The sequence below is a fragment of the Streptomyces sp. ISL-12 genome (assembly GCF_018614415.1).
Classification (GTDB): Bacteria; Actinomycetota; Actinomycetes; order Streptomycetales; family Streptomycetaceae; genus Streptomyces.
Genome location: NZ_JAGGOO010000121.1, coordinates 13,528 through 27,942 on the forward strand (window position 1 = coordinate 13,528; position 14,415 = coordinate 27,942).

At 72.3% G+C, this 14,415-nt stretch carries 14 protein-coding genes; 8 read left to right on the forward strand and 6 right to left on the reverse strand.

The genetic code is table 11. From position 1 onward, the window contains the following. Positions 1–10: 10 nt before the first annotated feature. From J7I94_RS29540 to J7I94_RS29550, 3 genes are read left to right on the forward strand one after another with little or no spacing between them, the layout of a single operon-like run. Positions 11–337: a hypothetical protein gene (locus tag J7I94_RS29540; protein ID WP_215171919.1), complete on the forward strand. Its 327-nt coding sequence runs from the start codon at positions 11–13 to the stop codon at positions 335–337. After that, positions 337–1,620 (forward strand): WXG100 family type VII secretion target, encoded by a 1,284-nt coding sequence (locus tag J7I94_RS29545; RefSeq protein WP_215171920.1) that lies wholly within the window; start codon positions 337–339, stop codon positions 1,618–1,620. The genes J7I94_RS29540 and J7I94_RS29545 overlap by 1 nt, the downstream gene beginning before the upstream one ends. After that, positions 1,617–2,312: a hypothetical protein gene (locus tag J7I94_RS29550; protein WP_215171921.1), complete on the forward strand. Its 696-nt coding sequence runs from the start codon at positions 1,617–1,619 to the stop codon at positions 2,310–2,312. Before J7I94_RS29545 ends, J7I94_RS29550 begins: the two co-directional genes overlap by 4 nt. A 44-nt stretch (positions 2,313–2,356) precedes the next feature. Here the strand turns inward: J7I94_RS29550 and J7I94_RS29555 are convergent, their stop codons facing one another. Next, entirely contained in the window at positions 2,357–3,418 is a 1,062-nt protein-coding gene (locus J7I94_RS29555; RefSeq protein ID WP_215171922.1) for a LacI family DNA-binding transcriptional regulator, read from the reverse strand. Positions 3,419–3,790: 372 nt separating this feature from the next. On the opposite strand from J7I94_RS29555, the gene J7I94_RS29560 reads away from it, so the two are divergent. Beyond that, entirely contained in the window at positions 3,791–5,308 is a 1,518-nt protein-coding gene (locus J7I94_RS29560; RefSeq protein WP_215171923.1) for a carboxylesterase/lipase family protein, read from the forward strand. On the opposite strand, the gene J7I94_RS29565 is transcribed toward J7I94_RS29560, so the two are convergent. After that, on the reverse strand, positions 5,265–5,516 hold the full coding sequence (locus J7I94_RS29565) for a DUF397 domain-containing protein (RefSeq protein ID WP_215171925.1): 252 nt from the start codon (positions 5,514–5,516) through the stop codon (positions 5,265–5,267). The genes J7I94_RS29560 and J7I94_RS29565 overlap by 44 nt on opposite strands. Next, entirely contained in the window at positions 5,513–6,331 is an 819-nt protein-coding gene (locus tag J7I94_RS29570; RefSeq protein ID WP_215171927.1) for a helix-turn-helix transcriptional regulator, read from the reverse strand. Before J7I94_RS29570 ends, J7I94_RS29565 begins: the two co-directional genes overlap by 4 nt. A gap of 111 nt (positions 6,332–6,442) precedes the next feature. On the opposite strand from J7I94_RS29570, the gene J7I94_RS29575 reads away from it, so the two are divergent. Then, positions 6,443–6,841, forward strand: coding sequence for an ATP-binding protein (locus J7I94_RS29575; protein WP_374198437.1), 399 nt, complete (start codon positions 6,443–6,445; stop codon positions 6,839–6,841). A gap of 30 nt (positions 6,842–6,871) precedes the next feature. On the opposite strand, the gene J7I94_RS29580 is transcribed toward J7I94_RS29575, so the two are convergent. The 3 genes from J7I94_RS29580 to mmuM all read right to left on the reverse strand — a co-directional run bounded on the left by J7I94_RS29580 (position 6,872) and on the right by mmuM (position 11,129). Then, positions 6,872–7,981: a hypothetical protein gene (locus tag J7I94_RS29580; protein WP_215171929.1), complete on the reverse strand. Its 1,110-nt coding sequence runs from the start codon at positions 7,979–7,981 to the stop codon at positions 6,872–6,874. Continuing rightward, positions 7,978–9,645, reverse strand: a complete 1,668-nt coding sequence (locus J7I94_RS29585; protein WP_215171930.1) for a M48 family metallopeptidase — start codon at positions 9,643–9,645, stop codon at positions 7,978–7,980. The genes J7I94_RS29580 and J7I94_RS29585 overlap by 4 nt, the downstream gene beginning before the upstream one ends. Positions 9,646–10,214: 569 nt before the next feature. Beyond that, entirely contained in the window at positions 10,215–11,129 is a 915-nt protein-coding gene (gene mmuM / locus J7I94_RS29590; protein WP_215171932.1) for a homocysteine S-methyltransferase, read from the reverse strand. A 93-nt stretch (positions 11,130–11,222) separates the two neighbouring features. On the opposite strand from mmuM, the gene J7I94_RS29595 reads away from it, so the two are divergent. The 3 genes from J7I94_RS29595 (at position 11,223) to J7I94_RS29605 (ending at position 14,321) form a co-directional block, all read left to right on the forward strand. Continuing rightward, entirely contained in the window at positions 11,223–12,068 is an 846-nt protein-coding gene (locus J7I94_RS29595) for a class II glutamine amidotransferase (protein WP_215171934.1), read from the forward strand. A gap of 103 nt (positions 12,069–12,171) precedes the next feature. Beyond that, positions 12,172–13,239 (forward strand): family 43 glycosylhydrolase, encoded by a 1,068-nt coding sequence (locus tag J7I94_RS29600; protein ID WP_215171936.1) that lies wholly within the window; start codon positions 12,172–12,174, stop codon positions 13,237–13,239. Between the two features lie 29 nt (positions 13,240–13,268). Next, positions 13,269–14,321 carry a rhamnogalacturonan acetylesterase gene (locus tag J7I94_RS29605; RefSeq protein ID WP_215171938.1) on the forward strand — a complete coding sequence of 351 codons (1,053 nt, stop codon included), beginning with the start codon at positions 13,269–13,271 and terminating at the stop codon, positions 14,319–14,321. The last annotated feature ends 94 nt before the right edge of the window (positions 14,322–14,415 follow it).

Here is a 14,415-nt window from a genome sequence, read left to right on the forward strand (position 1 = left end):
GGGGTGCGGGGTGGGTGACCACTTCAAGGTCGACGTCGACCAGTTGGACCGATTTGTCAGAACGCTGCAACAGGCGACGAAGGATCTCGACGAAGCCCGTAAGGCGCTTTCCCATGTCCGCAGCGCCGAGATCGGCACCGCGCGACTGGACGAGGCCTGTGACGCGTTCCAGGAGAGATGGAAGTACGGGTCCGAACAACTGGCCGAGATGATCGGCGCCATCAGTGAGGGCGTGAAGGCCAACAAGCTGAGTTATGAAGAGTTCGAGGAGAACCTGGAAAAGACTCTGAAACAGATGGCGGAGTCGGCCACTTCGGGCGGCGGGGGAAAGAACTGATGGCGACGAACCCGTACCCGAACCTCGGCTGGAACCCGGTCCCCGGCGTTCCCGCGGAGGTCGCCTCGCTGCAGCAGAAGGTGAAGGCCGCGGCGAACGCGCTGGACAGCTCTCACCGCCAGATCGAGAAGCTGCTCGGAGAAAGTGCGCACTGGGAGGGCGACGCGGCGGACGCCTTCCGCGATGCCCTGGACGGTGAACTGCCGAAGTACATGCGGAACGCGGCGCGTTCGCTGGACAAGGCCGCGGCATCGCTCGACACCTGGAACGGCGACCTCTCCGCCCACCGGGACCTGGCGAAGAAGTACGACGAGGAAGCCGGCGAGAAGAAGTCCGCCGCCGAGAAGGCCAAGCAGCACCATGACGACGCCGCCCGGCACCCCGACCTCCAGTTGGCCGGGAAGGAGTTCCCCAGTCGGCAGGAGGCCGACGCCGCGACAGCCCGCCTGCGCGCGGCCGAGCGCTCGCTTAACGAAGCGACCACCCAGCTCGACAACGCCAACCAGGCCTACGAGGACGTGCTCGCCAAGGCCCGGACCCTGGAGGGCGAGAACAAGGACAAGGCCGAAAGCGTCGCGAAGAAGCTGGACGAGGCGGACGACAAGCTGGCGCCCAAGGAGCCGGGGTGGCTGAGCAAAGCCGTCGAGGGCATCGGCGACCTCCTGAAGGACGTGGGCAAGTTCCTTCTGGACCACGCCGGAACGATCGGCGCCATCGCCGGTCTCCTGGCGCTCTTCCCGACCCCTCTCGCTCCCGCCTTCGCCGCCATCGCGATCGTGGCCAGCGCCGCCGCGCTGAGCAAGAACCTCGCCAGCGAGGACTTCCGGGACTCGCTCATGGGCGAGCACGGGTGGAAAGCCGGTCTGACCGCGTGGGGATCCGTCGTCGGCGACACCCTGGGCGTCGTACCCGGAGTCGGCATGCTGGCCAGGGCGGGCAGCGAGGTCGGCCTGGCGGCGGCGGTCGCCAGAGAGGGCGGCGAGGCCATGTCGCTCGGTTCGAAGGCCACGACGTTCGCCACTGAACTGAAGGCAGTCAACTGGGACCGGGCGGTGGACGTCGCCACCTCCCCCAGCAAGGTGCGCGACTGGGCTCTGAACGGAATCAACGCGACGGCGAACACCGTCTCCTCGGCGGAGACACTGGGCGTGTTCCCGGACGACGGCATCGGCCACGATTCCACCGAGGCCACCAAGGCCGGCGTCGCCCTGTCCGGCGCGGCGGGCACGCTCGGGACCTTCGGCACCGACATCGCTGAACTCGCGGGGAGCATCCGGCTGTGAACACGGACACGAAGACCAGGCCGATGCCGCAGTTCTGGTACGGACTCCCCCACGGGTACGCGGAAGTGGACCTCAACCCGACGGAGGAGGGAGTCGCCGAACTGGCCCGACAGCTCAGGGAACTCCCCGAGGAGGCCCGTGCCCGGGCCGACCAGACGTTCCGCCTGTACGCCATGACCGTGCTCCTCCTGCGGAAGCAGCCGGTGGCCGTCTACGCGCTGGGCGTGCACCCCGACGCCGAGGGGGAGCCCGCGTCGTCGGTCCTCACGATCTCCGCCGTTCCCTCGGAGGGGGCGAATCCCCTGCGCGTGCTCGCCGCCATGGTGACCGACAGCGCGGGGGGCGATGAGATCGACGGCATGCGCCCTGTCGAACTGCCCGCGGGCGTCGGCTTCCTGACCGAGCGGGTACGCAAGACGCCGGCGCCCGGCGCCCCGCCCGCAGGCCAGGAGGAACCCTCGCAGGGCACTGTCTGGCAGGGGACGGTGGCGGTGCCGGAGCCTCGTACGTCGTCGATCGTCGTCGTGCAACTGGTGACCTCGTCGGTCGAGCTCGCCGACGACTACCGTTCGGTGCTCCTCGGTACGGCCCGCACGCTGTCGTTCACGGATCCGACGGCAGCAGACAAGGGGCAAGGCTCCGAGAGGAATTCCGGCTCCGCCGCGCAGGCCATGGAGTCGGACTTCGGCTGATCTCACCGCCTTCCGGCGGCGTGACCGCGGCCCCGAGGAGTTGCTCAGTGCCGCACGTCACCTCCCGGCGCGGCCGTGCTCGCCCGTTGCACCAGCCGGGTCGACAGCTCGGTGCGGGTGCTTTCCAGGTGGGCGCCGTCCATCATGCGCAGCAGCAGCCGCAGCGCGGTCGCCGCCATCTCCGCCAGCGGGCGGCGGACGGTGGTCAGGGCGGGGGTGGCCCAGCGCGCCTCCGGCAAGTCGTCGAAACCGACCACGCTCATCTCGTCCGGCACGCGCAGCCCCCGTTCGGCCAGTGCCTCGTACACCCCGAGCGCCATCGCGTCCGAGCAGACGAACACGGCCGTCGGCGGCACCGGCAGCTCCAGCAGCTCCCGCATCCGCCGCCGGGCGGCGTCCCGGTCGAACCCCGCGTGCCGCACGTACTCGGCGCGATGCCGCACCCCCGCCGCGGCCAGCGCCGACCGGTACCCCGCCACCCGCGTCCCGCTGACCGCCGTACCCCGCTCCCCGGCGATCACCGCGATCCGCTCGTGCCCGAGCCCCAGCAGGTGCTCGGTCGCGGTCACCCCGCCCTGCCAGTTCGCCGCGCCCACCGACACCACTCCCGACGGCGGCTCGGCCACCGGGTCGATCAGCACGAACGGCACCCGGTGCCGCTCCAGCCAGGTGTACTGCGTCCCGGTCAGCTCCGCCAGGTCGAACAGCACCCCGGCCGACCCCCGCGCCCTCAGCTTGTCCAGCCAGCCACCGCGTTCCACCGTCCCGCCCCGGCGCCGCTCCAGCCCCGCCGAGACGACCACCTCCAGGCCCGCGTCGTACGCCGCCTCCTCCACCCCGTGCAGCACCGCGCCCGAACCGGAGTCCGCCGGTGAGCGCACCACCAGGTCGATCATCCGGGGCGCCCGCACCGTCGGGTCGAACCGGGGCCTGCGTACGTAGCCCAGCCGGTCCAGTGCCTCCGACACCCGGCGCCGGGTCTCGGGTGCCACGTCCTCGCGCCCGTTGACCACCTTCGACGCGGTCGGCACCGACACCCCCGCCTCGCGGGCCACCACCGCCAGTGTCGGCCCGGTCGCGGTGCTCGCACGCGCCGTACGGACCATGGGGCACCCACCTCCGAGACAGACCGGGGCCGTGAAGGCCGCAGCAGGCTGTAGAAAGCGCTTCCTAAGAGCCCCCAATGTAGATCGGCCCGACCCCGGCGGGAAGACCCCGGATATGGCGGGCGCGCCGGTGCCCGGCTGGGCCAGGCGGCCAGGGGGGGGAGTAGTCCGTGCGAAAACGGATGACAGAAGCGCTGCGGGTGTCCTTGGTGTGCTCGGGTGAGCGGCTTGATGACACTTGGGGTGACAGTGTCATGGGTTTTGGCCGGCGTGGTCCGGCTGCCAGGGTCTCCGCCGGATGCCGGAATATCACCGCAGCCTGCGGTGCTCACGGAATACCGGTGCCGGGCGCGGCGAAGGGCTGGTGGGCGAATGACCGCGAACCACACGAACCCCGTGGCCAGGACCCCGTACGGAGCGGTACGCGGGCGCTGGGAGTACGGCATCGCGGTGTTCAGGGGCATCCCCTACGCCGCCCCGCCCTCCGGTCCCCGCCGCTTCCGCCCGCCCGCGCCGCCGGAGAAGTGGGACGGCGTACGGGACGCCCACGCCTTCGGCCCCACGGCGCCCAAACCGCCGTACTCCGAAGCCTTCGGCCAGTACCTCTCCGACCCCTCGGTCCCCGGCGACGCCTGCCTCAACCTCAACGTCTGGACCCCCGACCCGGCGCCCGGCGCCCGCCTCCCGGTCCTGGTCTGGCTGCACGGCGGCGCCCTGACCCGCGGCTCCTCCGCCGTCCCGGTCTACGACGGCCGCACCTTCGCCCGCGACGGCGTCGTCTGCGTCTCGCTCAACTACCGCCTGGGCGTCGAGGGCTACGGCCTCTTCCCGGACGCCCCCGCCAACGCCGGCCTGCGCGACCAGCTCGCCGCCCTGGAGTGGGTGCGTGACGCCATCACGGCCTTCGGCGGCGATCCCGGCCGCGTGACGCTGGCCGGCCAGTCCGCCGGAGCCATCAGCGCGGGCGCCCTGCTGGCCGCGCCGCGCGCCCAGGGCCTGTTCCACCGGGCGGTGCTCCAGAGCGGGGCGCCGGAGGTCTCCGACCGGGCCAGGGTACGGCGCATGGTCCGCCGGATGGCGGCCCGGCTGAAGATCCCCGCCACGGCGGAGGCGTTCGCCTCCGTCGACCGCGGCCTGCTGCTGCGCACCCAGGCCGAGGTGGGCAGGCTGAGCAGCCCCGTGCTCGGCGGTCCCGCCTTCGGCATCGTCGTCGACGGCGACCTCGTGCCACGTGATCCGCTGACGGCCCTGGTCGACGGCGACACCGCGCCCGGCGTCCGCCTGCTGATGGGCTGGACCCGCGACGAGTACCGGCTGTGGCTGGTGCCGGGAGGCTTGCTGGAGCGCGTCGACCGACTCGGCGCGGTGGCCCTGGCCGGGGCACGGGCGCGGTGCCACTGCGGGCACGACGTGCCGCGCGGGTACCGGTCCCTGCGTCCCGACGCGGGCACCGCCGAGATCGTCGGCCAGATGGTCACCGACCACCTGCTGCGCGTCCCCCTGCACCGGCTGGCCGACGCGCGGCCCGGATCGTCGTACGTCTACGAGTTCACGTGGCCGTCGAACCGGCCGGGCCTCGGCGCCTGCCACGCCCTGGAGCTGGGGTTCGTCTTCGACAGCGGGGACCTGCCGGAGGCACGGCGGCTGGCGGGTGAGGGGGCGCCACGGGCACTGGCGGACGCGATGCACGCGGCGTGGGTGTCGTTCGCCACCGACGGCGACCCGGGGTGGGAGGCGTGGGACGCCACCCACCCCGTACGGGTCTTCGGCGCGGGGGCGCCGGTCACGGTCTTCGGCCCTCGGAACCGGGAGGTTGCCCTGTGGACGACCGAATGCCCCGAGGCCGTCACCGAGCCAGGTTCAGGAAGGTGGTCCAGGCTTCGGGGGTGACGGTGAGGTGGGGGGTGGTGGGGGTGGCGGGGGTGGTTTTCGAGTCGCGGATGTGGATGGCGGCGGCTTCACGAGCGACCTTTACGCAGTTGCCGCCCTCGTCGCCGCTGTAGCTCGACTTGATCCAGGTGAGGGCGACCTCCACGCAGTTGCCGCCCTCGTCGCTGCTGTAGCTCGACTTGAACCACTCAAGTGCGGTGCCGCTCATTGCTCTCCTAGCAGACGGTCCAGCAGGTCCTGTGTGTCCTCCGGGGTCAGGGCCTGTGACCGCAGCATCGCACACTTCTGCGTGAGGATCGCCACCTCGTCCGGGTCGGCGATTAGTTGACTGCCACGGTGGTTCTCGGTGTAAGCGAGCCGTTGGTGCTCGGGCGTCTCCAGGAGGACGAACGGGCCGGCCAGTGAGGCGTGGGAGGCGCGGCTGAGCGGCAGCACCTGGAGCATCAGCCCCGGCAAGAAGGAACACTGGCGCAGATGTCGCAACTGCTCGACCCAGACGTCTTTCCCGCCGATGGGAGCGTTCAGCACCGGCTCCCAGATCACGAATGAGGTGATCGGTGGCTCCTTGCGGAGCAGGATCGCGTGCCGTTCGACCCGTGCCGCCACCAACTGCGCGACCCTGTCCTCGTCGTACACCGGCACGCGGCTGCGGAAGACTGCCTCGGCGTACGCCTTCGTCTGGAGCAGGCCCGGCACCACCTGATTCTCGTAGGACGAGATGGCGATGGCCTCCTGCTCCTGATCGAGGAACTCCTCCGCCCACAGGGGAATCAGATCCACCTCCGGCATCCGCTTCACCGCAGTGCCCAACGCCCCCTTGGTCTCCAGGAGATCGTCGAGCTTCTCGGCAAGATCCAGCTTCAGCGGCCGTCTGCCCTGCTCGACCGACGCGATCTGCTGCTCGCTGATGCCGAAAACCTCACCCAGCGACCGCTGGGTGTACCCCGCCGCCTCCCGGTAGAGGGCGAGCAACGCGCCCACCATCCTCATCGCCGACGCGTTCTTGCGCTTCCTGGTGCTCATGCCGGTCGAACTCCACCCGTGCGCGTACGTTCACCCGCGCGCGCCCGTACGGACGATCCGTACGGCATCGCGCACTGTTTCATGATGGGCACAGAGCGTGACCATCGTCACGTGAACAGCGAAACTCCACCCGGGCCACGCGAACGGCTGTACCGCCGTGAGCGCCAGTCCGTACCCGCCACGCGCGCGTTCACGCGCCGGGCGCTCGTCGACTGGAACGTTCGCCGACGCGCGGACGACATCCTGCTCTGCGTCAGCGAACTGACCACCAACGCCCTGCTGCACGGCGTACCGCCGGGCCGCGGCTTCCTGCTGAGGCTGGTGCCCTACGGCGACGACGGCGGCGGCGTACGGATCGAGGTGCACGACAGCGGGGACGGCGTACCCGCCCTCCGGGAACCGGACGAGGGCGGGCGCGGGCTGCTGCTGGTGTCGGAACTGGCGGACAAGTGGGGCGTGGAGGAGCGCGAACCCGGAAAGATCGTGTGGTGCGAGTTCGGCGGCGTCTGATCCTCGCCCCGGGGCCCGGCGACCGCCAGGTCAGGCCGTGCCGTCGGCGCCTGCGACGACCGCCTGCGCCGACGAGTCACGGATCTTGCAGTAGTACGCCGTCATGCGCTCCCCGCTGCCGCGGTAGCGCCAGGGCAGCGCGTTGACATGGCCGTCGACGAGCCGGAACTGCTCGATGGCCATCTCGTCCCGGTCCTGGAGCGAGAGGTAGTAGGCCAGCAGGTGGCGCAGCTCCGGCAGCCGCGGATGGTCCGGGTCGGCCGCGGCGGCGTCAGCCAGCCCCGCGTCCACCCGCGCCACCATCTCGGGCGTACGGTCGCCCTCGGTGTCGTCGGAGTCGTCGTGCTCGAAGTGGGCGATCAGCGGGAGCACGGTCAGCAGGCTGCCCAGGGGCGCCTTCGCCGCGGCCTGCTCGGCGAACTCCATGGCCAGTTTCTCGGAGCCGCGCCACTTCGCGCACCAGTACTGGAGCGCCCGCCAGTGCCCCTCGTAGTGGTGCGGGGCGCGCGCGGTGATCTCCGCCCACAGCTTGTCCATCTCCGAGTGCGGGTAACCCAGGCCGAGCGCCACCGTGATCTCCGTGATGTACGGCGTGGGGTCGTCGGGGTCGAGGGCCGCCGCCCGGGCGATCTCCTCACGGGAAGCGCGCAGCATCCGGTGGAAGCCGGCGAACTGCTCCTCGGTCGTGTACTCGGCCCGCTTGGCGCCCCGGAGCTGTCCGGCGACGGAGACCGTGCCGGCGGCCCGGACCACGGCGGCGTCCGGGTCGTCGGGGTGGGCGGACTCCCAGGCGAGCAGCCAGGTGTCGTCCTCCGCGGCCAGTCCGCTCAGGAACGAGACGGCCATCGACCGCCGGTCCCAGTCCCGGCCGATGCCGCGCAGCAGCTCGGCCGCCGCCTGCCAGTCGCCGTCGGCCACCCGGCCCAGGGCCGCCTCCCAGCCCGCGGGCAGCGGACCGGCGTTCTTCGTGTTCTGCCGTTCGGCGGGCAGCAGGCCCAGCTTCTGGGCGGCCTCGGCGGCGGTGGTGTCCTCATCGGGGCTGGGGGAGAAGAACTCCTTGAGGAACACCCAGGCCATCCACCCGAAGAAGATCAGCGTGGGAACGGCCAGGATCGCCAGGATCCACAGCACTACGGTCATCGGGGGCTGTCCGTTTCTCGGTTCGCGGGGCCGGTCGGAGCGGAGGAGAGCAGGGCGCGCAGCGGGCCGGTGTCCGGGTGGTCGGCGACGGCGGCGGCCACGGCGGGGCCGGCCAGGTCGTTCAGGGCCACGTCGGACGACGGCGCGGTTCCGCCCGGCGCGGGCAGCAGCCGGGGGATCGCCGGCCGCTCCCAGGAGAACTCCCACCGGAGCCGGGCGCGTGCGCTGAACTCGGCCACCACCATGGAGTACAGCGACTCGGTCAGGGCGGGCCGTACGAATTCCCGGAAGACCCGTCCCTTCGCGGTCTTCGCCTCCTCGGACAGCGGCAGCCGCCGCGCCAGCTGCCACAGCCCGCCGTCGTCGATCAGGCCGAGCAGCGCGGGCAGGGTGGGGCTGGCCTTCGTGTACATGGCCAGGGCCCGGTGCAGGGGGGTGTCGAGGTCCGTGAGCTGGGCGGTCATCGAGCCGTTGAGCAGCTCCGGCCAGTCGGCCGTACGCCGGAAGCGCCGTACCTCCTCCGTCAGCACCGCGTCCTCCAGGGCCGTCAGGGTGCGCCCGGGGTCGGAGAGCAGGCCGAGGGCGGCGCCCCCGCCCTCGTCGGTACGGTCGTCGGCGGGCAGCGCCTCGATGCGGTGGACGCGGTCGGCGATCGGCGGATGGGAGTCGTACGGCGAGAGGGGGCCGGTCGGCAGTTCGGCGCGCAGGCCCGCCAGTTCGAGCTGGCGGGCGCTCAGCATCTGCCCGAAGCCGCCGAACACCTCACCGCGCGGCGGCAGCAGCGCGGCGTCCTGGCCCAGAGTGAGGTAGTGGCGCGCGTAGTAGTCGAACGCGGCGTCCAGCACCGGGATCTCACGCAGGGCCGAGGCGGTGGCGGCCTGGCCGGCGATACGGGCGGCCGCGGCGTCGGCGGCGTACTCCTGGGCGCGGGCGCCGGTCAGCGTGGCGCGCATGTACAGCTTGGCGTAGGCGGTGTAGATCCGGGCCATCGCGCGGTAGGTGACGCCCGCGTGCCGGGTGTCGACCTCGCTGGTCTTCTTGCCCTTGGCCGTGGCCTTGGCGTTCTTCTTCTCCTGCCGGGCCTGTTCGCGTGCCGCGGTCTTCCCGGCGCGCTCCTCGAAGTGCCCGATGGTGCGCACGATCTGGGCCCGGCCGCGCACGGTGAGGGCGGCGAGCCGGGTGTCGGCGTTGGAGTAGTGGCCCAGTTCGTGTGCGAGGACCGACCTGAGCTGGGCCTCCGTCAGCCCTTGGAGGAGCGGTACGCCGAGGTACAGGCGGCGGGGGCCGGGCAGCAGGCCGAGCAGGCGGGCGTCCTCGGCGACGGCGGCGTTGACGTCGGGCGTCAGCAGGATGCGGGACGGCGCGCGGGTGCCGACCTGGCCGGCCAGTTCCCGCACGGTGTGCCACAGCGCGGGCTCGTCGGCTTCCGTGACGGGCAGGCCGGGCATCTCCTCGGCCTTCGGCGTGCGCAGCATGACCATGCCGCGGATCAGCGGTATCGCCAGCAGTACGGAGACGAAGTACAGCTTCGCCGCGACACCCGACGGGGCGTACAGGTACAGCAGGAAGTCGGCGCCCGCGAGGGCGGCCAGCAGCAGCACGCCGAGCAGATGGAAGCCGACGAGCAGCAGGAGAGCGCGCAGCGCGCGCGAGGTCGCGCCCATTGGGCAGAGTCCCCCCACGGGATGTCCAGGCGATGGGTCGAGATGAGAGGTGGTGAGAAGAGATGAGACGGGATGGCGGAGCGAGGCGGCCGATCGCGGCCGGTGGGAGTCGGCTCACGGACGGCTGTGATCATCGCGTGTGGGGGGAAGCGGAGTATCTCCCACCGGGGGGTTGACGTGCAAGGCGAGCCGTCGGACAGGACAGCAGGCCGGCGCACTCCCGCAGCCGCTCCCGCTCCTCGGCGCTGAACGTGTCCCGGACGGCGGCGTCCAGGGCGCGGGTGCGGCGCTCGCGCTCGTGCCGCAGGCGGGTGCGGCCGGGGCCGGTGATGCGCACCAGGAGCCTGCGCCCGTCGCCGGGGTGGGGCTCGGTACGAACCAGACCCGCGGCGATCAGGTCCTTCACCGACTTCGCGGCCGACGCCTACGCCGTCCACGACGGCGCCCTCGACGACATCGGCACCGCGATGGTCGGCGGCTTCCTCGGCGACCGGGACCCGGCGTCGGCACGCGCTACCACCGGCTGGCCCCGGGGGAGACCGCGCCGGCCGGCTGAAGCGGCGACCGGGTCAGGTCAGCGCCCCGGCAACCTGGGTGATCGCCCCCGGCCCCACCCGGCAGCACCCCCCGATCAGCCGCGCCCCGGCCGCCCGCCAGCCCCGTACCAGACCGGCGTCGAACGCGGACGGCCCGGTCCACCGCCGGGCCGCGGCGTCCCAGGACTCCCCGCTGTTCGGGTACGCGACGACCGGCTTGCCCGTCACCCGCGCCGCGACGGCGACGGCGTGCTCCACGTCCGCCGGGGCGCAGCAGTTCACGCCGACCGCGACGATCTCCTCCGCCCGGGCCGCGAGCCCGAACGCCTCCTCCAGCAGCTGGCCCGCCCGCGTACGGCCGCCCGCCACGGTGTACGACAGCCAGGCCGGCACCCCGAGCCCCCGCACCGCCCGCAGCAGCGCCGCCGCCTCGTCGGTGTCGGGGACCGTCTCCAGGGCGAGGACGTCGGGGCGGGCCGCGGCCAGCACCTCCAGGCGGGGGCGGTGGAACCGCTCCAGTTCCGCCACCGTGAGCCCGTACCGGCCCCGGTACTCCGACCCGTCGGCGAGCATCGCCCCGTACGGACCCGCCGACGCCGCCACCCACAGCGGCCGGGCGGCGCCGGACCGGCGGGCGGCCTCGCGGGCCAGCTCCACACTGAGGGTCATCAGCCCGGCCGCCCGCGCCCGGTCGGTGCCGCGTGCCGCGAACCCCTCGAAGGTCGCCTGGTAACTCGCCGTGATCACCACGTCCGCGCCCGCCGCGTAGTACGCGCGGTGCGCCTCGACGACCGCCTCGGGCCGCTCGTCGAGCAGCCGCGCCGACCACAGCGCGTCGCTCAGGTCGTGTCCGGCGGCCTTCAGCTGGTTGGACAGGCCGCCGTCCAGGACGAGGGGCGGCGAGGCGGTGGCCAGGGCCTGGGCGAAAGGGGGAGTGCCGCTGCTCATGCGACGACCGTAACGCCGCCGCGCGCGCCGCACCCCGCCCTGCGATCCTGGGGGCAGAAACGGCCGGACGCGAGACGAGGCGGTGACCGACACATGTGCCGTTGGCTGGCCTACTCGGGCACCCCGGTCCTGCTGGAGAACATCCTCTACCGGCCGCGGCACTCCCTGATCGACCAGAGCCTGCACGCCAAGATGGGCGTCGAGACGACCAACGGCGACGGCTTCGGCGTCGGCTGGTACGGGACGTCCGGCACGGCCAAGGACACCCCCGCCGTCGTCCGGGAGATCGGCCCGGCCTGGAGCAACCGCAACCTCCGGGAGATCGCCGGCCACGTCCGCTCCCACCTGTTCTTCGCCCACATCAGGGCCTCCACCGGTTCCGCCGTCCAGCAGACCAACTGCCACCCGTTCCGGCACGGCCGCTGGATGTGGATGCACAACGGCGCGGTCGCCGACTTCCAGCGGGTACGGCGCGACCTGGTGCTGGCCGTCGACCCGGACCTCTTCCTCCACGTCGAGGGCTCGACCGACTCCGAGGTGATGTTCTACCTGGCGCTCACCTACGGCCTCGCGGACGACCCGCCGGGTGCGGTGGCCCGGATGGCCGGGCTGGTGGAACGGGTCGGCCACGAGCACGGCATCGAGTACCCGCTCCAGATGACGGTCGCCGTCACCGACGGGCTGCGCCTGTGGTCCTTCCGCTACTCCAGCCAGGGCGCCTCCCGCTCCCTCTTCTACAGCACCCGCGTCGAGACCCTGCGCTCCCTCCACCCCGACCTGGACTTCCTGCGCGAAGCCTCCGACGACACCCGCCTCATCGTCTCCGAACCCCTGGGCGACCTGCCGGGCGTGTGGAACGAGGTCCCGGAGAGCACGTACGGGGTCGTCCAGCCGGAGGGAGACGCGATGTTCTCCTTCGCGCCCGCCCTTCCGGCCTGATCCGTCCCGACCCGTTGACCTTCTCCTGGCACGCCCTTACCTTTTCGGCGTTCGTCATGTCAGATGCCGTTCGCAATGCCGAACAAACATCGAGAGGCACCGCATGAGCCGCCGCACCGACGATGCCCCCGAAGGCCTCGAAGTACCCGACCGCAGACTGCTGTTGAAGGGTGCCGCCGCCGCGGGCGCCCTCGCGGCCGTTCCCGGCGTCGCCCACGCCGCCGCGCCGGCCGCCGCGTACCCCAACCCGCTCGTCCGCAACCGTGCCGACCCGCACATCAACCGGCACACCGACGGCTACTACTACTTCACCGCGACCGCCCCCGAGTACGACCGGATCGTCCTGCGCCGCTCCCGCACCATCAACGGGCTCGCCACCGCCGCCGAGTCCGTCATCTGGACCAAGCACGCCACCGGCGACATGGGCGCGCACATCTGGGCGCCGGAGATCCACCGCATCGACGGCAAGTGGTACGTCTACTTCGCCGCCGCGCCCGCGGAGAGCGTGTGGGACATACGGATCTGGGTGCTGGAGAACACCCACCCGAACCCCCTGCGGGGGACCTGGGCGGAGAAGGGGCAGCTGAAGACCGCCTGGGAGACCTTCTCCCTGGACGCCACCACCTTCACCCACCGCGGCACCCGCTACCTCGCCTGGGCCCAGCACGAGCCGGACATGGACAACAACACCGCCCTGTGGCTGTCGGAGATGGCGAACCCCTGGACGCTGACGGGACCCCAGGTGCGGCTGTCCACGCCCGAGTACGACTGGGAGTGCGTCGGGTTCAAGGTCAACGAGGGCGCCTCGGTCATCGTCCGCAACGGACGGGTCTTCATGACCTACTCCGCCAGCGCCACCGACGCCAACTACTGCATGGGGCTGCTCACCGCCGACGCGGACGACGACCTCATGGACCCGGCGAGCTGGACCAAGTCGCCGGTCCCCGTCTTCACCAGCAACGACACCACCGGGCAGTACGGTCCCGGCCACAACAGCTTCACCGTCGCCGAGGACGGCCGTACCGACGTGCTCGTCTACCACGCACGCCAGTACAAGGAGATCGACGGCGACCCGCTGCACAATCCCGACCGGCACACCCGAGTGCAGCGGCTCGGCTGGAAACGGGACGGGACCCCGGACTTCGGCGTCCCGGTCGCGGACTCGGCGTGAGGGAGGGGACAGCGGTGTACACGGGTCGGATGAGGCGTACGGGAACATCACTGGCCGCCGTGGCGCTGGCGGCCGTCCTGGGGAGCGGGGCGGTCACGGCCGCGCCCGCCCAGGCACGGGACGGGCGGCCGTCCTGGGGAGCGGAGAACTGCGTCGCCGGTACCTGCCACTTCGACGTGGCGCCGGGCACGTACGACGTACGGGTCCGGCTCGGCGGCGACGCGGCCTCCCGTACCGCGATCAGCGGGGAGACCCGGCGGGCGCTGCTGCCGGAGACGGCCGTCGAGGCGGGGGAGCGGGTGACGCGCTCCTTCACCGTCGACGTCCGGACACCGGAGGGCGAGCCCGCCGGGGCCGACGGGAGCCCGGGGCTCGACCTGGTCGTCGGCGGCGCGGCGCCCGCCCTCGCCGACATCCGGGTCACCCCGGCCCACCGCGCCCGGCAGGTCTTCCTCGTCGGCGACTCCACCGTCTGCGACCAGCCCGGGGAGCCGTACACCGGGTGGGGGCAGCGGCTGCCGCGGTACCTGCGCGCGGGCGTGTCCGTCGCCAATCACGCCGACTCCGGGGAGAGCACGGTCAGTTACCTGGCCGACCCGCGGATGTGGGACACCGTCCGGCCGCTGATCCGGCCCGGCGACCTGGTGCTGGTCCAGCTCGCCCACAACGACAAGACGACGGACGAGGCCACCTACCGGGCCAACCTGGAGACCCTCGTCGACCGGACGCGGGCCGAGGGCGGCCGGCCGGTGCTGGTCACGCCGATCGTGCGGCGCTGGTTCAACGCCGACGGCACCCTCGACAACGGCACCGCGCTCCTCGTCAACGGCCTCGGCGTCGACCACCCGGCCGTCGTCCGCTCCGTCGCCGCCGAGCGGCGCGTCCCGCTGATCGACCTCACCGCGCGGACCAAGGCGCTGGTGGAGTCCCTGGGGGTGGAGCGGTCCAAGGCGCTCTACCTCACGGACGAGAAGCGCGACAACACCCACACCTCCGAGTACGGCGCCACGGTGTACGCGGAGCTGGTACGGGACGCGCTGGTCGACCTGCGTCTCGTTCCCGCCGGGCGGGTCAGGCCGTAGGACGCGCGGGGCGGCCCGGCGGCGGGGCAGCCGGTCCCTGGCGGAACGCCACCGGCCGCCCCGCACCAGGACGGTTCGGCGGGCGCCGAACCGA